This window comes from Veillonella rodentium (genome assembly GCF_900187285.1).
Classification (GTDB): Bacteria; Bacillota; Negativicutes; order Veillonellales; family Veillonellaceae; genus Veillonella; species Veillonella rodentium.
In genome coordinates, this window is the sequence record NZ_LT906470.1 from 1657861 (window position 1) to 1676103 (window position 18243).

Genomic DNA, 18243 nt, shown 5'->3' on the forward strand with positions numbered 1-18243 from the left:
ACAGTACCTCTTTTGCCGGTTAGATTTATTGATTAAATTTATTACTCAATCCATTTATCGCTATATCGGATTATATAGAATATTTATTCTCAAGCACCTCTTGTAAGCGCTCTTCGGTAAAGAAAATCTCCTCTAAACACAAGCCTTGAGGTGGTGCCGTTTTACCGATAACACGACGGTCTCTGGCCTCTAAATACCCTCTGATATCCGCCACCCTGCGCCGCCCCTGTCCTATATCGACAAGAAGCCCCGCAATATTGCGCACCATATGATACAGAAAACCATCCCCTACAACGGATATGGTCACATTCGGGCCGTCCGCTTCAACGGCAATCCCCAGAATCGTTTTCACCGGATTAGCCGGCGTCGAATTCGTCCCTTGCAGAGTCGTAAAGTCATGCGTACCGACGAGTTCAGCGCCGGCTTGACGCATCAATCCAATATCAAGAGGTTTCTTCACATGCCAATGGAAACGTTTTGTTAGCGGATTCCCTATTTCCCGATTATAAATGGTGTATGCGTATTCCTTGCCGTATATGTTCCACCGAGGCTTCCAGTCAAGAGAGATTTCCTCCGCCGCAGTGACCACAATATCCTCAGGAATATGCGCAATCATGGCTCGCGGAATATTCTCCACCGGAATGGAGCCGGAGGTCTGAAACGTACATACCTGAAACTTTGCATGCACCCCCGCATCAGTGCGGGACGCCCCATAAATCTGAATCGGTTCATTGCAGATACGCGACAAACCGTATTCCAGACAGCCCTGCACGGTCAGCCCCTTGTCATCAGGCTGCTTTTGATACCCCGCCAGATCCGTTCCGTCATAAGCGACAATCAATCGTATATTTCTCATAGTCCGAACCACCACAATATAAGAAGGATAATCGTAACGATGATAACAGCGCCGACGCCGATATAATCGACATAGGTCACCTTGAGGACCTTCATACGCGTCCGATTCACACCGCCGCGATAACAGCGTGCCTCCATGGCTGTGGCCAGTTCATCGGCTCTTCTGAAAGCGCTGATAAACAAAGGCACTAAAAGCGGTACCATGTTCTTTGCCCGTTGAATGATGGAACCCGTCACAAAGTCCGCACCACGTGCTGATTGAGCTTTCATAATACGATCCGTTTCGTCCAGCAAGGTCGGAATGAACCGCAACGCAATCGTCATCATCATCGCCAGTTCATGGGCCGGTACACCGATACAGCGGAACGGATTCAATAAGTGTTCAATGCCGTCCGTCAAGCGTATCGGTGACGTCGTATACGTCAACAGCGATGAAAACAGAATCAGGAATATGAGGCGCGCCGCCATCTGTAAGCCCATGGCCACCCCTTGATCACTGATATTGATAAAACCCCACGAGAAAATCGTGTTGCCCGGTGTCGTAAATATATGAATACCCATGGTAAATACGATGATAATCCACAACGGTTTGATGGCCGTCCACATCAAACGGAGCGGCAAGCGCGATAAGAGCATCGCAAAAATCGTAAAGCCGCCCACAATGCCATATGCTAATGTCGAATTAGCCAGGAAAATCGCTATCACGAAAATCGTAGTGGCAATGATTTTTGCACGCGGATCCATGCGATGCAAAAAGGAATTGCCCGGAAAGTATTGGCCGATTGTTATATTATTTAACATGACTGCCTCCTTCCATGATAGCAGCAACTGCATCATCTACGGAGAGTACGCGATTTGATACATCGAGCCCGCGAGAGCGTAAGTATTCTATCGTTACCGATACCGGCGGCACGTCGACCCCGATAGCCTGCAATTCATCGCGATGGTCGTTAAAAATATCCATGGGAGCCCCATCGAGAATGATGCGCCCCTTATCGAGAACCACAAGGCGCGAAGCCATGCGGGAGATATCCTCCATATTATGAGATACGAGAATAACCGTAATTCCCTTTTCCTTATGAAGTCGGATAATCTCTTCAAATATTTCCTCACGACCGAACGGATCAAGTCCGGCGGACGGTTCATCCAGAACGAGAAAGTCCGGATCCATAGCCACTACTCCGGCAATAGCGACGCGACGCATTTGACCGCCGGAGAGATGAAACGGCGACCGTTCCGCATACATATCATAGTCAAGACCTACAAACTTCATGGCATCGCGCACGCGCTCATCCACTTCCTGTTCCGAGAAGCCTAAATTCTTCGGACCGAAGGCGATATCCTGAGCAATCGTCTCCTCAAACAGCTGATGCTCCGGATATTGGAATACCATACCCACCTTATGGCGCATCCGCTTCGCTTCCTCCGTAGAGGCACTGATATCCACGCCGTTCACCGTAACGGTTCCCGTAGTAGGATGTAATAGACCGTTCAAATGTTGAACGAATGTAGATTTACCGGATCCGGTATGACCGATAATTCCTAAAAACTCACCATTATTAATAGTAAGAGAAACGCCGTGAAGAGCCGTCTTTTCAAAAGGTGTTCCCATACCGTATGTATAGGTGATATTATCTAATACAATCGCCATTACCGGGCCCCCTCCCCTCTTACCGTATTAACATTGCTATTCGCTTCAAGATGATTTGCCGCCGTAGTAGCCGTAGTTGCTGTAGTAGCTGTTACAGCACTATCTGCCGCAGTATTCTCAGCCGAGACTGCACCGTCACATAACAGACGCGAACCTTTATCCGATTTGATAAGTGCGTTCGCCAGTTCTTCATTATTGATGATACTGTCCCCCAATGCATAGCTGTGCTGATTTAATTTGAAAGCAATTTCCGATGCTACCGGCACATCGAGACCGAGGGATTTCAATTCATCCACATGACTGAAGATTTCACGCGGTGTACCGTCGTGTAACTTTTTACCGTTCTTCATGACGATTACGCGATCAGCCGTTACGGCTTCCTCCATGAAATGAGTGATAAGTACAATCGTAATGCCCTCTTCTTTATTAAGCTTATGTACGGTTTCAAGAACCTCACGCCGCCCCTTGGGGTCCAACATGGCCGTAGGTTCATCGAGAACGATACAGTCCGGCTTCATCGCCAATACACCGGCAATGGCGATGCGTTGCTTCTGCCCGCCCGACAATAGATGAGGTCCATGTTCTCTGTATTCCGTCATATTCACCGCTTCAAGAGCCGCGTCGACACGAGCGACGATTTCTTCGCTGGGAACGCCTAAATTTTCCGGACCGAAAGCGACATCCTCCTCTACGACGGCCGCCACAATCTGATTATCCGGATTTTGGAATACCGTCCCCACATGTTGTCGAATATCCCATATATGATTTTCATCACTCGTATCATATCCGCACACGTGAATTTTACCGATACTGGGCTGTAATAATACATTAAAATGCTTGGCCAGCGTGCTCTTACCGCTACCGTTAGTACCGATGATGCAGACAAATTCGCCACGCTTGATCGATAAGCTCACATCATCCAATGCGCGTACATCATTGCCGTTTTCATCTGTGTAAATATGACTGATATGATCCACATCGATCATAATGTCCTGTTCGTTCATGAATAGCCTCATATCTTTCTAGTCAATTTCGCCTTTTTGTGAAAGGTTGACAATTTACTTTCATCATTTGCGATAACTGCTAATATATTATGACATTTATACTCATCGATTGTACCACAAAATTGACAATAAAAAAACGGTGTCGCAACCGAAGTTACAACACCGTATAAGTTTGATTAAACCAACTCGATAATAGCCAAAGGTGCAGAGTCACCTTTACGAATACCAGTTTTGATTACACGAGTGTAACCGCCTTGGCGTTCAGCATATTTTGGAGCAATAGTATCAAACAATTTTTTTACTACATCTTCATCCATAAGGTATGAAAGAACTTGGCGACGTGCATGAAGATCACCACGTTTAGCCAATGTAACCATCTGATCTGCTAAAGAACGAAGTTCTTTCGCTTTAGCTTCAGTAGTTTCAATACGCTCATGTTGGAAGAAAGATGTTAACATTCCACGAAACAACGCTTTACGAGCGGAGCTGTCGCGGCCTAATTTTCTGTACATTCGTCTTCCTCCTTATTCGCCTTTTTGTTTAAGTCTAAATCCGCCCGGATGATTATTGAGTTTTTCCTCAATTTCATCGATGGATTTTTTACCTAAGTTGCGAACTTTTCCTAAGTCATCAATGGTTTTGTCTAGCAAATCTGCAATCGTATTGATACCGGCACGTTTCAAGCAATTGTAAGCACGCACGGATAATTCCAATTCATCGATGGAAATCTTTGCCGGACCTTCATCTTCAGGTTGATCCACAGGATCATCAGTAGGTCCGATAATAATACCGTCATCAGCACTACCAACAGCAACAACATCAGCAGAATGAGCTAATTTAGTGAAGTTCCCTAAATAACCAATCATAATGGCAGCAGATTTTGCCACTGCATCAGCAGCGGTAATAGAACCGTCGGTCCAAACTTCCAACGTCAGTTTGTCGAAGTCCATTTCATTACCTACACGAACATCACTCACTTCGTATTTAGCGCGAAGAATCGGAGAATAGATAGAGTCGATAGGAATACAACCGATTACATCCGTATCTTTTTTATTCTTCGTGGACGGAACATAGCCTTTACCACGTTCAATCACTACGTCCATTACGAGGTGAGCAGTCTCATCCATTGTCGCAATCACGAGTTCAGGATTCAATACTTCTACTTCCGGTGGGAATTGTTCAGCTAGATCACCGGCTGTTAATACGCCATCCTTTTGAAAGTCCAAATGAACTTCCAACGGTACTTGTGCATCCTCTTCAAGTTTAATACACAATTGCTTCAAGTTAAGGATAATATCCGTCACATCTTCGCGAATACCTGGGATAGTTGAGAATTCATGAAGAACTCCATCAATCTTGATAGAGGTGATAGCTGCCCCATCCAAGGATGAAAGCAAAATTCTGCGTAAGCTATTACCGAGAGTGATACCATAACCACGGTCCAAAGGTTCACATACGAACTTACCGTAACGACCGCCATCAGCGATGTCCACTTTCTCGATTTTAAGTTTCTTTTCTTCGCTCATCAGGAACATCCTCCTATATAACACACGTTCATAGTTTAATTATAGCAAACCGTACCAAAGCGGTCCCTATGAATTATACACGACGGCGTTTTGGAGGGCGACAACCATTATGAGGAATTGGAGTTACGTCCTTGATGGAAGTAACTTCAAGCCCTGCAGCCTGTAAAGCACGAATCGCAGCTTCACGACCGGATCCAGGACCTTTTACAAATACTTCAACAGTACGAAGGCCATGTTCCATAGCAGCTTTAGCAGCTTGTTCAGCCGCCATTTGTGCTGCAAATGGAGTGGATTTACGGGAACCACGGAAGCCCAAGCCACCAGCGGAAGCCCAAGACAACGCATTACCGTTTGTATCAGTTAAAGTTACGATAGTATTATTGAATGTAGAACGAATATGAGCCGCACCGGATTCAATATGTTTCTTTTCTTTTCTTTTAGTTCTAACAACTTTTTTAGCCACGCTTTATCCCTCCTTTATCTTATTTCTTTTTACCAGCAATTGCTTTTCTAGGACCTTTGCGAGTACGTGCATTCGTTTTAGTACGTTGACCACGAAGTGGTAAACCCATACGATGACGTTTGCCTCGATAGGAGTTGATTTCAATCAAGCGTTTAATGTTAAGAGCTTCTTCACGACGAAGGTCACCTTCAACTTTGTAATCAGCATCCAACACTTCACGAATTTTCGCAACTTCATCTTCAGAAAGATCACGAACACGTGTGTCAGGATTGATGCCTGTCTTTGCTAAAATTTCAGTAGCAAGAGTAGGACCAATACCATAAATATAAGTTAAACCAATTTCCACTCGTTTATCACGAGGTAAATCTACACCGGCGATACGTGCCATTTAAATCTCCACCTCCTATCAGATTATCCTTGTTTTTGTTTATGTTTTGGATTTTCGCAAATAACCATTACACGGCCTTTGCGTTTAATGATTTTACATTTTTCGCATATCTTTTTAACTGATGGTTGAACCTTCATTAGTACCTCCTTTGTGGACCCTATGCTTATTTAAAGCGATAGGTGATGCGACCACGATTTAAGTCATACGGTGTCAGTTCCATAGTAACTTTATCACCAGGAAGAATACGGATAAAATTCATACGCATTTTGCCTGACACATGAGCCAATACGATATGACCATTTTCCAACTCAACTTGGAACATGGCATTCGGTAAAGCCTCAACTACCGTACCTTCCACCTCAATAACGTCTTCTTTTGACATATCTTTTCCTCCGGTTACCTGTTTATTTAATTAACCGCGGTTCATCCCGCATAGTTAATATTTCAGGGCCGTTTTCTGTAACAACCACTGTATGTTCGAAATGAGCGGCAGCTTTACCGTCAGCGGTAACCGCCGTCCAGTCATCCCCTAATACATGAACTTGATAAGAACCCATTGTAATCATCGGTTCGATACACAATACCATTCCCGGCTTCATAATCGGTCCCTGTTCAGGACTGCCGTAGTTCGGTATTTGTGGATCTTCATGCATTTCGCGGCCTAAACCATGACCTACGAAGTCGCGAACGACACCGTAACCATGTTTCTCACAATACGTTTGAACAGCGTGACCGATAGCACCGATATGGTTGCCTACTTTCACCTGTTCAATTCCCTTGAACAGACTTTCTTCTGTTACTTTTAACAATTTCATCACATCGGGTTTGACATGACCGATAGGAATCGTCACAGCCGAATCGCCGTGATACCCATCAATGGATGATACTAGATCAATACTGATGATATCACCGTTTTTAAGCTTTCGCTTGGCGCTCGGAATACCATGAACGACTTCATCATTGATAGAAGCACAGATTGTTGCCGGGAATCCATAGTACCCTTTACAACTTGGTATACCACCGTGGCTGCGAATATATTCTTCGGCAATTGTATCTAACTCAAGCGTCGTGATGCCAGGTTTAGCCTTTTCTACTAACAAGGACAACGTGTCTGCTGTAAGCTTACTTGCCTTGCGGATACATTCAATTTCATGAGACGATTTCAAAATAATCATGGATTATTTCTCCAACGCCTTAATGATGTCGGCAAATACTGCGTCTACATCTTGTAAACCGTCGATTTCTTGATATAATCCGCTATTGCGATAGTAATCAATTAACGGTTTTGTAGATTCTTCGTACACAGCTAGACGTTTCTGTACTGTTTCAGGGTTATCATCAGCACGATTTTCAAGAACAGCCCGTTCGCTGATACGTTTAACCAATTCCTCGGAAGGAACGTTCAAGTTAAGTACCGCATCAAGAGCAATTCCTAATTCTTTAAGGATTGCATCCAATGATACGGCCTGTGCCGTAGTTCTTGGGAATCCATCAAGAATAAATCCAGATTTGCAGTCATCTTTAACCAATCGATCACGCACGATACCGACAGTTACACTGTCAGGCACCAACTGACCGGCGTCGATGTATTTTTTAGCCTCAACTCCAAGAGGTGTTTCGTTCTTAATCGCAGCGCGGAACATATCACCTGTTGAAATTTGGGGAATACCGTATTTTTCAATAAGTCGAGCCGCCTGAGTACCTTTACCGGCACCCGGAGGTCCCATTAATAGAATATACATATTGTTTCCCTCCTATTTAACAAAGCCCTTGTAGTGGCGTGTTACCATGAGCGACTCAATTTGTTGCATTGTATCAAGTGCTACACCTACAACGATGAGAAGAGCCGTACCACCAAAGTATACGCCCTGGACGCCTGTTATAGTACCGAGAAAATTCGGTACGATAGCAACGACAGCTAGGAATACAGCGCCTGCCAAAGTGATCTTGGTCATCACGTTATCCACATAATCAGCAGTTGGTTTACCCGCACGAATACCTGGGATAAAACCACCGTATTTTTTCATATTATCTGCCATATCTGTAATGTTGATAGAGATCGCAGTATAGAAGTAAGTAAATATGAAGATCAATATTGCATACAATGCCGTTTGTAACGGCGTTCCCCATGTGAAGTAATCCGCAAATTTATGAACCATATCATTGTCGATAAATTGCGCAAGTGTTACAGGGAACATCAACACAGATGACGCAAAGATAATGGGAATTACACCTGCCTGATTGACTTTCAACGGCAAGAATGTAGAGTGACCACCGTACATTTTACGACCTACCACGCGTTTAGCGTATTGAATCGGAATACGACGTTGGCCTTGTGTAACTGCAACAACGATAGCGATCATCGCCAATGCAATTACAGCAAATAAAAATGCTTGGAACATATTAATTGTTCCCGTTTCAATGTATTGGTAAATGGTTTGAAGTCCATCCGGTAAACGTGCGACGATACCGGCAAAGATAATCAGGGAAATACCATTACCTACACCATATGCTGTGATTTGTTCACCGATCCACATCAACAAGCATGTGCCTGCTGTGAGGATGATGGCCACAACGAATACACTAAGGAAATCATTATTTACCAAAGCGTTATTTGCCTTGAGGGCAAATGCCATGCCGGAGGCTTGTACAAAGCCAAGGACTACGGTGCCATAACGAGTTACCTTCGCTATTTTCTTACGACCCTCTTCACCATCTTTACTCCACGCCTCAAACTGAGGAACTACAGCTTGAAGCAGTTGCATGATGATGGAAGCATTAATGTAAGGGGTAATACTCATTGCAAAGATAGAGAACTTACTTAGCGCACCACCAGCAAACAAGTCTAATAGACCGAATAGGTTACCGGATGTAAACAAGGATTCGATAACAGATGCATCTACACCTGGCACAGGAATATGAATGCCTGCTCTAAATACAGCAAACATCATCAATGTGTATAAAATCTTATTACGTAATTCGGTAATCTTAAAGATGTTCGAGAGGCTATCTAGCACCCTAGATCACCTCTACTTTTCCGCCTGCTGCTGTAATTTTTTCTTCAGCAGATTTAGTGAAGCCGTTAGCGATAACAGTCAAGTTTTTAACTTCCAATGTACCATTACCTAAAATACGGATACCGTCGCGTACATTTTTCAAAATACCGGCCTCAATAAGTGCTACAGGATCAACTGTTGCACCATCTTCAAAGCGATTTAATTGTGCTACGTTAACTTCAGCATATTCTTTAGCAAATACGTTGTTGAAACCGCGTTTTGGCAAACGACGATAAAGAGGCATTTGGCCACCTTCAAAACCGGAGCGAACGCCACCGCCGCTACGGGAGTTTTGACCTTTTTGACCACGGCCGGAAGTTTTACCCAAACCGGAGCCAAGACCACGACCTACACGAGTTCTAGCTTTTTTAGAACCGGCAGCCGGTTGTAATTCATGAAGTTTCATTCAGTGCACCTCCTTATCAGTATTAAACTTCTTCAACTTTTACTAAATGTCTAACTTTGTGAAGCATACCTTCGATTTGAGGTGTTACTTCCTTAACGACTTGAGAATTAGTTTTCTTCAAGCCCAAAGCTTTAACTGTCGCGCGTTGATCTTCAGGACGACCGATTAAGCTTCTTGTTAATGTTACTTTAACTTGTGCCATTTCTTGTCTCCTTATTACGCGTTATAGATTTCTTCAACGGTTTTACCACGAAGTTCAGCAACTTCGCTAGCGCGTTTCAAATCTTTCAAACCTTCGATTGTAGCGCGAACCATATTGTTAGGGTTAGAAGAACCCAAGGATTTAGTCAAGATGTTACGAACACCAACCAATTCCAATACGGCACGAACAGGGCCGCCGGCGATAACGCCGGTACCTTCAGCAGCCGGTTTCAAGAATACGCGGCCTGCGCCGAATACACCTGTTACGCTGTGAGGGATTGTACCATTTTTAATCGCTACGTTTACAATATTTTTCTTAGCATCATCGATACCTTTACGAATCGCTTCAGGTACTTCCGCTGCTTTACCTAAGCCAACGCCTACATAACCGTTGCCATCACCAACAACTACAAGTGCGCTGAAGGAAAAACGACGACCACCTTTAACTACTTTGGCTACGCGGTTGATGAATACTACTCTTTCTTTAAGATCAAGACTGGTGTAGTCAATTCTCGCCATGTCTATAGTTCCTCCTTCTTAGAATTTTAAGCCTGCTTCACGAGCACCTTCTGCAAGTGCTGCTACGCGGCCGTGGTAAATATAACCACCACGATCAAACACTACTGTGTCAATGCCTTTAGCGATAGCTTTTTTAGCAACTGCTTCACCGACAGCTTTAGCAGCGGCTACGTTACCACCATAGGACAAGTTCAAATCTTTATCTAAAGAGCTAGCAGCTACCAAAGTTGTACCTGCTACGTCATCGATAACTTGAGCATAGATGTTACCTAAAGAACGGAATACGTTCAAACGTGGGCAAGTTGCCGTACCGGAAATGTGACGGCGAATACGAAGATGACGTTTTGCTCGTGCGATGTTTCTATTAGATTTACGAGGCAAGATATTCACTCCTTTCATTCATATAGATGATATTACTATTTACCTTTTGCACCAGCTTTACCAGCTTTGCGACGAACAACTTCGCCTTCATAGCGGATACCTTTGCCCTTGTAAGGTTCAGGTTTTCTCCATTTACGGATATCAGCTGCTACTGCACCAACAACTTCTTTGTCTGCGCCAGACACGACGATCTTGTTAGGGGCCGGAACATCAATTGTAATACCAGCTGGAGCTTCCATTTCTACCGGATGAGAGAAGCCAAGTGTAAGAGCCAATTTATTGCCTTGTTTAGCCGCTCTGTAACCAACACCGTTGATTTCAAGCGTTTTAGTGAATCCTTCAGTTACGCCTGTTACCATATTAGCAACAAGAGCGCGAGTCAAACCGTGAAGGGAACGATGAGCTTTGTCTTCGGAAGGACGAGCTACTGTAATTGTGTTACCTTCTACAGTGATATTCATATCTGGATGCAAATCGCGAGATAATTCGCCTTTAGGACCTTTTACATGCATATGATGATTATCATATGTAACAGTAACGCCTGCAGGAATCTCGATAGGCATTCTACCGATACGTGACATTATTTCTACCTCCTCTTGTTACTATTACCAAACGTATGCGATTACTTCGCCACCAAGACCCTCTTTACGAGCTTGTTTGTCGCTCATAACGCCTTTAGATGTAGAAATAACTGCAATACCCAAACCACCAAGTACACGAGGAAGTTCTTCCTTTTTCGCGTAAACACGTAAACCAGGTTTGGAAATACGTTTAATTCCTGTAATAACTTTTTCGCTATTGGAACCATATTTCAAAGTTACTTTTAAAGTGTTTTCTTCTTTTTCTACGTTCTTTACAAAACCTTCTTGTAAAAGGATGTCAAGAACAGCTGCTTTCATTCTAGATGCCGGAATGTTTACCGTTTCATGAAGTGCAGCATTTGCATTACGGATGCGCGTAAGCATATCCGCGATAGGATCGGTCATTACCATAATCTAAAAACCTCCTCTCGTCTAATATTACCAGCTGGCTTTTTTAACACCAGGAATTTGTCCTTTATACGCCAATTCACGGAACGCAATACGGCTGATACCGAATTTACGCATATAGCCGTGAGGACGACCAGTTAAGTTGCAGCGATTGTGCAAGCGTGTTGGAGATGCATTAGCCGGTAATTTGGATAAGCCTTCATAATCACCTGCTGCTTTTAACGCTTCACGTTTAGCTGCATATTTTTCAACGATTTTAGCGCGTTTCTTTTCGCGTTCAATCATAGATTTTTTAGCCATCTATATGTTCCTCCTATTATTTTTCAAAAGGCATACCGAATTGAGTCAACAATTCACGAGCTTCTTCATCTGTATTAGCACTTGTTACGATAATGATATCCATACCAGTAACGCGTTCTACCTGATCATATTCGATTTCAGGGAAGATGAGCTGTTCTTTAAGACCCAAAGCGTAGTTACCACGGCCATCAAATGCAGTAGCGCTGATACCGCGGAAGTCACGTACACGAGGTAATGCCGCATTGATCAATTTATCAAGGAATTCATACATGCGTTCGCCGCGAAGAGTAACTTTTGTACCCAACGACATGCCTTCACGAACTTTAAAGTTCGCAATGGATTTTTTAGCTTTTGTGATTACAGGTTTTTGACCTGCAATGATAGTCAAATCATGAACAGCTGCTTCCAATGCTTTTGCATTACCTACTGCATCACCTACGCCGATGTTGATAACGATTTTTTCCAATTTAGGAATTTCCATTACGTTGCCGTAACTGAATTTTTCTTGCATACTCTTTTTGATTTCAGAGTTGTATTGTTCAAACAAACGAGACATTTATGTAGCTCCTCCTTTCCTGATTATTTAAGTACTGTACCGGATTTAACAGTAGCACGAACGAATTTACCGTCCTTACCTTCTACTTTTTTGATACGAGTAGCTGTTTTAGTTTCTGGATCAACGATCATTACGTTGGAAACATGAATACCAGCTTCTTTAGTAACGATGCCGCCTTGTGGGTTAGCTTGAGAAGGTTTTGTGTGACGTTTTACGGTGTTAACGCCTTCAACAAATACGCGTTCTTTTTTAGGTTCAGTAGCGATTACTTTACCTTGCTTACCTTTATCTTTACCGGAGATAACAACAACGGTATCGCCTTTTTTGATTTGTAATTTAGCCATATGCTGCGTTCCTCCTTCTTATAATACTTCCGGAGCCAAAGAAACGATTTTCATGAAATCTTTTTCACGAAGTTCTCTCGCTACCGGTCCAAAGATACGAGTACCACGAGGGGTCTTGTCATCTTTAATAACTACTGCTGCGTTTTCATCGAAACGGATATAGGAACCGTCTTGACGGCGGATACCTTTTTTAGAACGAACAATAACAGCTTTGACTACGTCACCTTTCTTGACAACGCCACCGGGTGATGCATCTTTTACAGAAGCAACGATTACGTCACCGATATTGCCGAATTTGCGATAAGAACCGCCCATGACTTGGATGCACATAATACGTTTAGCACCAGTGTTGTCGGCAACATTCAAAATTGTTTGTTGCTGGATCATCGTCTATTCCTCCTTACATCACTCTTATTTTTGTCTTTCAAGAATTTCAACAACTCTCCAACATTTATCTTTAGAAAGTGGACGAGTTTCTACAATTTTAACTGTATCGCCAATTTGACACTCATTATTTTCGTCATGAGCTTTGAAGCGTTTTGTGCTAACCATTGGCTTGTTATATAATGCGTGAGGTACTTTACGTTCAACAGCAACAACAACAGTTTTGTCCATTTTGTCGCTAACAACTTTACCTACGCGGACTTTACGTACGTTTCTTTCTTCTGCCACGATTTTAAGCCTCCTTTTCAAACTTTAACAAATCTGTGTTATTATGCGTTTTCAGATTTAAGTTCAACTTCACGTTGTACAGTTTTAATACGAGCGATTGTCTTCTTAACTTCACGAATGCGCATAGGATTTTCTAATTGACCTGTTGCAAGCTGAAAACGGAGGTTAAATAACTCTTCCTTAAGACCGGAAACTTTTTGTTCCATTTCGGCAGCGCTCATATTGCGAATGTCATTAACCTTCATTTACGTCACCACCCAATTCTTTACCCTTAACAACAAATTTGCATTTGATTGGAAGTTTATGGCTTGCAAGACGCATAGCTTCACGAGCTACAGCCTCAGGCACACCGTCCATTTCAAACATTACACGACCTGGTTTAACCACTGCTACCCAGTATTCAGGTGAACCTTTACCGGAACCCATACGAGTACCAGCAGGTTTAGCTGTGATTGGTTTGTCAGGGAAAATTTTAATCCATACATTACCGCCACGTTTGATATAACGAGTCATAGCAATACGGGCAGCTTCGATTTGACGGTTTGTAATCCAAGATGGTTCGCATGCTACCAAGCCGAACTCACCATGAGACACTGTATTACCGCGCATAGCACGACCTTTCATACGGCCGCGGAATTGCTTACGATGTTTTACGCGCTTTGGAATAAGCATTACTTGCCACCTTCTTCCTTCTTAGCAGGCGCTTGTTTAGCCTCAGGCAAAACTTCACCTTTGTAAATCCATACTTTAACGCCGATACAACCGTATGTTGTATGAGCTTCAGCAGTACCATAGTCGATGTCTGCACGCAATGTATGCAATGGGATAGAACCTTCACGGTAGGATTCGCTACGAGCGATTTCAGCACCGCCAAGACGGCCGCTTACCATGATCTTAATACCTTTTGCACCCAAGCGCATCGTACGACCAACAGCTTGTTTCATTGCACGGCGGAAACCGACACGGCGTTCCAATTGGCCGGCAATGTTTTCAGCAACTAATGTCGAATCCATATCTGCCTGTTTAATTTCAGCGATATTAACGTCCACTTGTTTATCAGTGAAACGAGTCATTGCTTTTTTGATATCTTCGATACCAGCACCACCACGACCGATAACCATACCTGGTTTCGCAGTGTGGATAGTCAATTTAATACGTTTATTTGTACGCTCGATTTCAATGCGGGAAATACCTGCAATGAAAAGGGTTTCTTTCAAGAAGTTACGAATTTTTACGTCTTCATGAAGATTAGCAGCGAAATCTTTATCTGCATACCATTTTGCGTCCCAATCTTTTACGATACCGACACGCAAACCGTGTGGATTAACTTTTTGACCCACTCTGATTCCCTCCTTCTTAAGCTCTTTCTTTAACTACTACTGTTACGTGGCTAGTGCGTTTCAAGATTTTGAAAGCTTGACCACGGGAACGAGGATGAATGCGTTTTAATGTAGGACCTTGATCAACGAAGATCTCGGATACGTAAAGATTGTCAACATTCATATCGAAATTGTGTTCTGCATTTGCTACAGCAGAACGCATAACTTTTTCTACTACATCGGCGCCAACTTTCGGAGTAAACTTCAAGATGGCAAATGCTTCGCCGATGTTTTTACCGCGCACTAAATCTGCTACGATACGGATTTTACGAGGCGCGATTCGGATATGTCTAGCGATTGCTTTTGCTTCCATGTATTATTTCCTCCTATTTTTTGCCTGTAGATTTTTCGTCCTTACCATGACCTCTATAAGTACGTGTAGGGGCGAACTCACCTAATTTATGACCTACCATATCTTCTGTAATGAATACAGGTACGTGTTTGCGACCATCATGCACAGCAATTGTGTGGCCTACAAAACTAGGGATAATAGTAGAGGCACGGGACCAGGTTTTTACAACTTTCTTTTCGTTAGTTTCGTTTAAAGCATCAACTTTCTTAAGCAAATGATCTGCTACGAAAGGGCCTTTTTTAATAGATCTGGACACTATTTTATCTCCTTTCCTTTATCCTATTTTGTACGACGTTTAATGATCAAGCTGTTAGAAGCTTTTTTCTTGTCGCGAGTTTTAACACCATGTGCTGGTTTGCCCCAAGGTGTAACAGGATGTTTACGACCAACAGGAGATTTACCTTCACCACCACCATGTGGATGGTCACAAGGGTTCATTACAACACCGCGGTTACCAGGACGAACGCCCATCCAACGATGACGACCGGCTTTACCGATTACAAGGTTGCTGTGATCAGCGTTACCTACAACACCGATTGTCGCACGGCATTCTTGACGTACGCGGCGCATTTCGCCGGATGGCAAGCGAAGAATAGCATAGCCATTATCTTTGCCCATCAACTGAGCGGATGTACCAGCGGAACGAACGATTTGACCGCCTTTACCGATTTTCAATTCGATATTGTGGATTTGAGTACCGTCCGGAATATTCATCAATGGTAAGCAGTTACCAGGTTTAATATCGGATTCAGGACCGGAGAATACAACGTCACCAACTTTTAAGCCGTTTGGAGCTAAAATGTAACGTTTTTCACCATCAGCATAGTTAAGCAAAGCAATACGAGAAGAACGGTTAGGATCATACTCGATTGTAGCTACCTTGGCTGGAATATTATCTTTAGTACGTTTGAAGTCAATGATACGGTATTGACGTTTATGACCGCCACCTTGGTGACGAACCGTCATTTTACCAGTATTGTTACGACCACCTTTTTGAGAAATCTTAGTGAGCAAGGATTTTTCCGGTTTGCTTGCTGTGATTTCGTCGAAGGCGGATACTGTCATAAACCGGCGACCAGCGGAGTACGGTTTAAATGATTTAATTGCCATTAGTGGGCCTCCTTACAACTAGACTCTTAGACACCTTCAAAGAATTCAATGGATTCGCCAGCTTTTAAGGTTACGATAGCTTTTTTATAATCGCTACGTTTACCTTGTGTACGACCCATGCGTTTAGTTTTGCCTAAAACGCGAATAGTAGCTACTTTCTCTACTTTTACATTGAAGATTTTTTCAACTGCTTGACGGATTTGCACTTTATTTGCAGTTAAAGGCACACGGAAAGTGTATTTGCCTTCTTCCATAAGCATAGTGGATTTTTCGGTAATAACCGGGCGGATTAGTACATCATGTAATTGCATTATCCGAGCACCTCCTCGATTTTTTCGACAGCGCCTTTAGTAATGAAGAGCTTATCGTAATGAAGAAGATCGAAAATGTTCATACCTTCGCAAGCCAATGCTTTAACACCTTGGATATTACGAGCGGAACGTTCAACATTTACATCACCTTCAGTGATGAACAATACTTTTGCATCACCAACGTTGAAGCTGTTAAGAATGTTCAACACTTCTTTAGTTTTAGGAGCTGCTAATGTGATTTCTTCCAAAACGTATAATTCGCTATTATTCACTTTATCGCTAAGAGCAGATTTAACTGCCAAACGTCTAGCCTTACGAGGCATAGCTTTATAATAGCTGCGAGGTTGAGGACCAAATGTAGTACCGCCACCGATCCAGATTGGGGAACGGCTGGAGCCCGCACGTGCACGGCCGGTACCTTTTTGTTTCCAAGGTTTGCGACCGCCGCCGCGAACCATACCTCTAGTTTTTGTTGCATGTGTGCCGAGACGTTCGTTAGACAATTGACGAACTACGGCTTGATGCATAACGGCTTCGTTTACTTCAACGCCGAATACTGCATCGTTTAACTGTATTTCACCGACTTTAACGCCGGATTGATTATATGTTGCTACTGTAGGCATTACATAATCCTCCTTTCGACAAATGATTATTTAACAGGTTTAACCGTGCTCTGAACCTTAACCAAGCTACCTTTAGCGCCTGGGATACCACCTTTAACCAATAAAAGGTTACGTTCAGCATCAACTTTCACAACGGATAAGCGTTGTACGGTAACTCTGTAACCACCCATTTGTCCAGGGAGTTTTTTACCTTTGTATACCTTACCGCCGCCACCGGAGATCATAGGACCGATGGAACCAGGTTCACGGTGAGATTTGGAACCGTGAGTTTCAGGACCACGGGAGAAATTATGGCGTTTAATCGTGCCAGCAAACCCTTTACCTTTACCTGTACCCACTACGTCCACCAATTCACCTTCTGCGAAGATATCAGCTGCCAGAGTTTGGCCTACTGTGTAGTCAGCTGCATTGTCAACGCGAACTTCGCGAAGATATTTCACTGGAGCTACGCCAGCTTTGTCGAACTGACCTTTTACAGGTTTTGTTAAATGTTTTTCTTTAATGGAACCGTAACCGATTTGTACTGCTTCGTAACCGTCTGTTTCAACAGTCTTTACGCGCACTACAACACTTGGGGTAGTTTCCACTACTGTTACAGGAACTAAACGGCCTTCAGCTGTGAAGACTTGTGTCATTCCTAATTTTTTACCCAAAATAGCTTTAGACATTATCGCACCTCCTTATAGTTTTATTTCAATAGATACACCAGCCGGTAAATCTAAACGAGTGATAGCATCTACTGTTTTCGAATTTGGTTCAAGAATATCAATCAAGCGTTTATGTGTACGCATTTCGAATTGTTCACGGGAGTCTTTGTTTACATGTACGGAACGAAGAATCGTGAAGATATTCTTTTCTGTTGGCAATGGAATCGGACCAGAAACCATAGCGCCATTTCTTTTTGCAGTGTCTACGATCTTAGCAGCGCTTTGATCGAGAGCTTTGTGGTCGTATGCCTTAAGGCGAATACGGATTTTTTGCTGTTTAGCCATTATTAATAATTCCTCCTGTCGTCCATTTCATGAATGAACTGCTCCATAGAAATTCTCCCCCGCAGAGGCAACCTTCTACTTCATAGTTTAAAAACACAACACTAGAGCGGCAGTATCTGCCGCTCTTATGTGCTGCAAGTATTGTACTCAGCGCATCACTGCGAT

General features: G+C 43.2%; 33 protein-coding genes and 1 pseudogene. All 34 read right to left on the bottom strand.

All coding sequences use genetic code 11. The features are described from left to right. Positions 1–70 precede the first annotated feature (70 nt). Positions 71–856: a tRNA pseudouridine(38-40) synthase TruA gene (gene truA, locus CKV62_RS07645; protein ID WP_095066406.1), complete on the bottom strand. Its 786-nt coding sequence runs from the start codon at positions 854–856 to the stop codon at positions 71–73. Beyond that, positions 853–1656 carry an energy-coupling factor transporter transmembrane component T family protein gene (locus tag CKV62_RS07650; RefSeq protein WP_095066407.1) on the bottom strand — a complete coding sequence of 268 codons (804 nt, stop codon included), beginning with the start codon at positions 1654–1656 and terminating at the stop codon, positions 853–855. The genes truA and CKV62_RS07650 overlap by 4 nt, the downstream gene beginning before the upstream one ends. Further along, positions 1646–2506 carry an energy-coupling factor transporter ATPase gene (locus CKV62_RS07655; RefSeq protein WP_095066408.1) on the bottom strand — a complete coding sequence of 287 codons (861 nt, stop codon included), beginning with the start codon at positions 2504–2506 and terminating at the stop codon, positions 1646–1648. The genes CKV62_RS07650 and CKV62_RS07655 overlap by 11 nt, the downstream gene beginning before the upstream one ends. A gap of 170 nt (positions 2507–2676) precedes the next feature. Further along, positions 2677–3510 (bottom strand): annotated as a pseudogene (locus CKV62_RS07660) (energy-coupling factor transporter ATPase); the annotation flags it as partial. Positions 3511–3686: 176 nt separating this feature from the next. After that, positions 3687–4022: a 50S ribosomal protein L17 gene (gene rplQ / locus CKV62_RS07665; RefSeq protein ID WP_038116154.1), complete on the bottom strand. Its 336-nt coding sequence runs from the start codon at positions 4020–4022 to the stop codon at positions 3687–3689. A gap of 12 nt (positions 4023–4034) precedes the next feature. After that, positions 4035–5036 carry a DNA-directed RNA polymerase subunit alpha gene (locus CKV62_RS07670; protein WP_095066410.1) on the bottom strand — a complete coding sequence of 334 codons (1002 nt, stop codon included), beginning with the start codon at positions 5034–5036 and terminating at the stop codon, positions 4035–4037. Between the two features lie 73 nt (positions 5037–5109). Beyond that, a complete protein-coding gene (gene rpsK / locus CKV62_RS07675) occupies positions 5110–5499 on the bottom strand; it encodes a 30S ribosomal protein S11 (RefSeq protein WP_004695151.1) in 390 nt (129 codons plus the stop codon). Between the two features lie 19 nt (positions 5500–5518). Then, the gene (rpsM, locus tag CKV62_RS07680; RefSeq protein ID WP_038116149.1) at positions 5519–5887 is read right to left on the bottom strand and encodes a 30S ribosomal protein S13; all 369 of its coding nucleotides are present in this window, start codon (positions 5885–5887) and stop codon (positions 5519–5521) included. Between the two features lie 23 nt (positions 5888–5910). Then, on the bottom strand, positions 5911–6024 hold the full coding sequence (gene rpmJ / locus CKV62_RS07685) for a 50S ribosomal protein L36 (RefSeq protein ID WP_004695148.1): 114 nt from the start codon (positions 6022–6024) through the stop codon (positions 5911–5913). A 26-nt stretch (positions 6025–6050) separates the two neighbouring features. After that, positions 6051–6269, bottom strand: a complete 219-nt coding sequence (gene infA / locus CKV62_RS07690) for a translation initiation factor IF-1 (RefSeq protein WP_004695147.1) — start codon at positions 6267–6269, stop codon at positions 6051–6053. Between the two features lie 22 nt (positions 6270–6291). Then, positions 6292–7062, bottom strand: a complete 771-nt coding sequence (gene map, locus CKV62_RS07695; protein WP_095066411.1) for a type I methionyl aminopeptidase — start codon at positions 7060–7062, stop codon at positions 6292–6294. A 3-nt stretch (positions 7063–7065) separates the two neighbouring features. Next, positions 7066–7629 carry an adenylate kinase gene (locus tag CKV62_RS07700; protein WP_038116143.1) on the bottom strand — a complete coding sequence of 188 codons (564 nt, stop codon included), beginning with the start codon at positions 7627–7629 and terminating at the stop codon, positions 7066–7068. A 12-nt stretch (positions 7630–7641) separates the two neighbouring features. Continuing rightward, a complete protein-coding gene (secY, locus tag CKV62_RS07705) occupies positions 7642–8904 on the bottom strand; it encodes a preprotein translocase subunit SecY (protein ID WP_038116141.1) in 1263 nt (420 codons plus the stop codon). Between the two features lies 1 nt (position 8905). Then, on the bottom strand, positions 8906–9349 hold the full coding sequence (gene rplO, locus CKV62_RS07710) for a 50S ribosomal protein L15 (RefSeq protein ID WP_095066412.1): 444 nt from the start codon (positions 9347–9349) through the stop codon (positions 8906–8908). Between the two features lie 22 nt (positions 9350–9371). Then, positions 9372–9551, bottom strand: coding sequence for a 50S ribosomal protein L30 (gene rpmD, locus CKV62_RS07715; protein WP_004695138.1), 180 nt, complete (start codon positions 9549–9551; stop codon positions 9372–9374). Between the two features lie 14 nt (positions 9552–9565). Next, entirely contained in the window at positions 9566–10069 is a 504-nt protein-coding gene (rpsE, locus tag CKV62_RS07720) for a 30S ribosomal protein S5 (protein ID WP_004695136.1), read from the bottom strand. A gap of 18 nt (positions 10070–10087) precedes the next feature. After that, positions 10088–10468 (bottom strand): 50S ribosomal protein L18, encoded by a 381-nt coding sequence (rplR, locus tag CKV62_RS07725; RefSeq protein ID WP_331711897.1) that lies wholly within the window; start codon positions 10466–10468, stop codon positions 10088–10090. Positions 10469–10485: 17 nt separating this feature from the next. Next, complete coding sequence (rplF, locus tag CKV62_RS07730) at positions 10486–11031, bottom strand: 50S ribosomal protein L6 (RefSeq protein ID WP_038116133.1); 546 nt, start codon at positions 11029–11031, stop codon at positions 10486–10488. Positions 11032–11055: 24 nt separating this feature from the next. Then, positions 11056–11442: a 30S ribosomal protein S8 gene (gene rpsH, locus CKV62_RS07735; RefSeq protein ID WP_095066414.1), complete on the bottom strand. Its 387-nt coding sequence runs from the start codon at positions 11440–11442 to the stop codon at positions 11056–11058. Between the two features lie 27 nt (positions 11443–11469). Beyond that, positions 11470–11739 (bottom strand): 30S ribosomal protein S14, encoded by a 270-nt coding sequence (gene rpsN, locus CKV62_RS07740; RefSeq protein ID WP_004695122.1) that lies wholly within the window; start codon positions 11737–11739, stop codon positions 11470–11472. Between the two features lie 16 nt (positions 11740–11755). After that, entirely contained in the window at positions 11756–12295 is a 540-nt protein-coding gene (gene rplE / locus CKV62_RS07745) for a 50S ribosomal protein L5 (protein ID WP_095066415.1), read from the bottom strand. 23 nt (positions 12296–12318) lie between these two features. Further along, complete coding sequence (gene rplX, locus CKV62_RS07750) at positions 12319–12639, bottom strand: 50S ribosomal protein L24 (RefSeq protein WP_038116124.1); 321 nt, start codon at positions 12637–12639, stop codon at positions 12319–12321. A gap of 18 nt (positions 12640–12657) precedes the next feature. Continuing rightward, positions 12658–13026: a 50S ribosomal protein L14 gene (gene rplN, locus CKV62_RS07755; protein ID WP_004695117.1), complete on the bottom strand. Its 369-nt coding sequence runs from the start codon at positions 13024–13026 to the stop codon at positions 12658–12660. 24 nt (positions 13027–13050) lie between these two features. Then, entirely contained in the window at positions 13051–13311 is a 261-nt protein-coding gene (gene rpsQ / locus CKV62_RS07760; RefSeq protein ID WP_004695116.1) for a 30S ribosomal protein S17, read from the bottom strand. Between the two features lie 41 nt (positions 13312–13352). Further along, positions 13353–13556: a 50S ribosomal protein L29 gene (rpmC, locus tag CKV62_RS07765; protein ID WP_004695115.1), complete on the bottom strand. Its 204-nt coding sequence runs from the start codon at positions 13554–13556 to the stop codon at positions 13353–13355. Next, positions 13546–13983, bottom strand: coding sequence for a 50S ribosomal protein L16 (rplP, locus tag CKV62_RS07770; protein WP_038116122.1), 438 nt, complete (start codon positions 13981–13983; stop codon positions 13546–13548). Before rplP ends, rpmC begins: the two co-directional genes overlap by 11 nt. Continuing rightward, on the bottom strand, positions 13983–14651 hold the full coding sequence (rpsC, locus tag CKV62_RS07775; protein WP_095066416.1) for a 30S ribosomal protein S3: 669 nt from the start codon (positions 14649–14651) through the stop codon (positions 13983–13985). Before rpsC ends, rplP begins: the two co-directional genes overlap by 1 nt. A gap of 16 nt (positions 14652–14667) precedes the next feature. Then, positions 14668–15003 carry a 50S ribosomal protein L22 gene (gene rplV / locus CKV62_RS07780; protein WP_038116117.1) on the bottom strand — a complete coding sequence of 112 codons (336 nt, stop codon included), beginning with the start codon at positions 15001–15003 and terminating at the stop codon, positions 14668–14670. A 13-nt stretch (positions 15004–15016) separates the two neighbouring features. Further along, on the bottom strand, positions 15017–15298 hold the full coding sequence (gene rpsS, locus CKV62_RS07785) for a 30S ribosomal protein S19 (protein ID WP_038116116.1): 282 nt from the start codon (positions 15296–15298) through the stop codon (positions 15017–15019). A gap of 23 nt (positions 15299–15321) precedes the next feature. After that, positions 15322–16152, bottom strand: coding sequence for a 50S ribosomal protein L2 (rplB, locus tag CKV62_RS07790; RefSeq protein WP_095066417.1), 831 nt, complete (start codon positions 16150–16152; stop codon positions 15322–15324). Between the two features lie 26 nt (positions 16153–16178). Next, positions 16179–16463, bottom strand: coding sequence for a 50S ribosomal protein L23 (gene rplW / locus CKV62_RS07795; protein WP_004695108.1), 285 nt, complete (start codon positions 16461–16463; stop codon positions 16179–16181). Then, positions 16463–17086, bottom strand: coding sequence for a 50S ribosomal protein L4 (gene rplD, locus CKV62_RS07800; RefSeq protein ID WP_038116113.1), 624 nt, complete (start codon positions 17084–17086; stop codon positions 16463–16465). The genes rplW and rplD overlap by 1 nt, the downstream gene beginning before the upstream one ends. A 26-nt stretch (positions 17087–17112) precedes the next feature. Next, positions 17113–17754 (bottom strand): 50S ribosomal protein L3, encoded by a 642-nt coding sequence (gene rplC, locus CKV62_RS07805; RefSeq protein ID WP_095066418.1) that lies wholly within the window; start codon positions 17752–17754, stop codon positions 17113–17115. 12 nt (positions 17755–17766) lie between these two features. Then, complete coding sequence (rpsJ, locus tag CKV62_RS07810) at positions 17767–18078, bottom strand: 30S ribosomal protein S10 (RefSeq protein ID WP_004695100.1); 312 nt, start codon at positions 18076–18078, stop codon at positions 17767–17769. Positions 18079–18243 lie beyond the last annotated feature (165 nt).

What these genes read in the sequence shown, in the direction of transcription:
- rplF (WP_038116133.1), bottom strand. Translation starts at nt 11,031, where the DNA reads ATGTCACGTATCGGTAGAATGCCTATCGAGATTCCTGCAGGCGTTACT.
- rplP (WP_038116122.1), bottom strand. Translation starts at nt 13,983, where the DNA reads ATGCTTATTCCAAAGCGCGTAAAACATCGTAAGCAATTCCGCGGCCGT.
- rplE (WP_095066415.1), bottom strand. Translation starts at nt 12,295, where the DNA reads ATGTCTCGTTTGTTTGAACAATACAACTCTGAAATCAAAAAGAGTATG.
- rplO (WP_095066412.1), bottom strand. Translation starts at nt 9,349, where the DNA reads ATGAAACTTCATGAATTACAACCGGCTGCCGGTTCTAAAAAAGCTAGA.
- rplB (WP_095066417.1), bottom strand. Translation starts at nt 16,152, where the DNA reads ATGGCAATTAAATCATTTAAACCGTACTCCGCTGGTCGCCGGTTTATG.
- rplW (WP_004695108.1), bottom strand. Translation starts at nt 16,463, where the DNA reads ATGCAATTACATGATGTACTAATCCGCCCGGTTATTACCGAAAAATCC.
- rpsN (WP_004695122.1), bottom strand. Translation starts at nt 11,739, where the DNA reads ATGGCTAAAAAATCTATGATTGAACGCGAAAAGAAACGCGCTAAAATC.
- rpsM (WP_038116149.1), bottom strand. Translation starts at nt 5,887, where the DNA reads ATGGCACGTATCGCCGGTGTAGATTTACCTCGTGATAAACGAGTGGAA.
- rplV (WP_038116117.1), bottom strand. Translation starts at nt 15,003, where the DNA reads ATGGAAGCAAAAGCAATCGCTAGACATATCCGAATCGCGCCTCGTAAA.
- rplQ (WP_038116154.1), bottom strand. Translation starts at nt 4,022, where the DNA reads ATGTACAGAAAATTAGGCCGCGACAGCTCCGCTCGTAAAGCGTTGTTT.
- rpsE (WP_004695136.1), bottom strand. Translation starts at nt 10,069, where the DNA reads ATGGCGAGAATTGACTACACCAGTCTTGATCTTAAAGAAAGAGTAGTA.
- rplN (WP_004695117.1), bottom strand. Translation starts at nt 13,026, where the DNA reads ATGATCCAGCAACAAACAATTTTGAATGTTGCCGACAACACTGGTGCT.
- rpsJ (WP_004695100.1), bottom strand. Translation starts at nt 18,078, where the DNA reads ATGGCTAAACAGCAAAAAATCCGTATTCGCCTTAAGGCATACGACCAC.
- rplD (WP_038116113.1), bottom strand. Translation starts at nt 17,086, where the DNA reads ATGCCTACAGTAGCAACATATAATCAATCCGGCGTTAAAGTCGGTGAA.
- rplX (WP_038116124.1), bottom strand. Translation starts at nt 12,639, where the DNA reads ATGGCTAAATTACAAATCAAAAAAGGCGATACCGTTGTTGTTATCTCC.
- CKV62_RS07670 (WP_095066410.1), bottom strand. Translation starts at nt 5,036, where the DNA reads ATGAGCGAAGAAAAGAAACTTAAAATCGAGAAAGTGGACATCGCTGAT.
- CKV62_RS07700 (WP_038116143.1), bottom strand. Translation starts at nt 7,629, where the DNA reads ATGTATATTCTATTAATGGGACCTCCGGGTGCCGGTAAAGGTACTCAG.
- rpmJ (WP_004695148.1), bottom strand. Translation starts at nt 6,024, where the DNA reads ATGAAGGTTCAACCATCAGTTAAAAAGATATGCGAAAAATGTAAAATC.
- rplR (WP_331711897.1), bottom strand. Translation starts at nt 10,468, where the DNA reads ATGAAAGGAGTGAATATCTTGCCTCGTAAATCTAATAGAAACATCGCA.
- CKV62_RS07650 (WP_095066407.1), bottom strand. Translation starts at nt 1,656, where the DNA reads ATGTTAAATAATATAACAATCGGCCAATACTTTCCGGGCAATTCCTTT.
- truA (WP_095066406.1), bottom strand. Translation starts at nt 856, where the DNA reads ATGAGAAATATACGATTGATTGTCGCTTATGACGGAACGGATCTGGCG.
- CKV62_RS07655 (WP_095066408.1), bottom strand. Translation starts at nt 2,506, where the DNA reads ATGGCGATTGTATTAGATAATATCACCTATACATACGGTATGGGAACA.
- rpmD (WP_004695138.1), bottom strand. Translation starts at nt 9,551, where the DNA reads ATGGCACAAGTTAAAGTAACATTAACAAGAAGCTTAATCGGTCGTCCT.
- map (WP_095066411.1), bottom strand. Translation starts at nt 7,062, where the DNA reads ATGATTATTTTGAAATCGTCTCATGAAATTGAATGTATCCGCAAGGCA.
- rpsH (WP_095066414.1), bottom strand. Translation starts at nt 11,442, where the DNA reads ATGGTAATGACCGATCCTATCGCGGATATGCTTACGCGCATCCGTAAT.
- rpmC (WP_004695115.1), bottom strand. Translation starts at nt 13,556, where the DNA reads ATGAAGGTTAATGACATTCGCAATATGAGCGCTGCCGAAATGGAACAA.
- infA (WP_004695147.1), bottom strand. Translation starts at nt 6,269, where the DNA reads ATGTCAAAAGAAGACGTTATTGAGGTGGAAGGTACGGTAGTTGAGGCT.
- rplC (WP_095066418.1), bottom strand. Translation starts at nt 17,754, where the DNA reads ATGTCTAAAGCTATTTTGGGTAAAAAATTAGGAATGACACAAGTCTTC.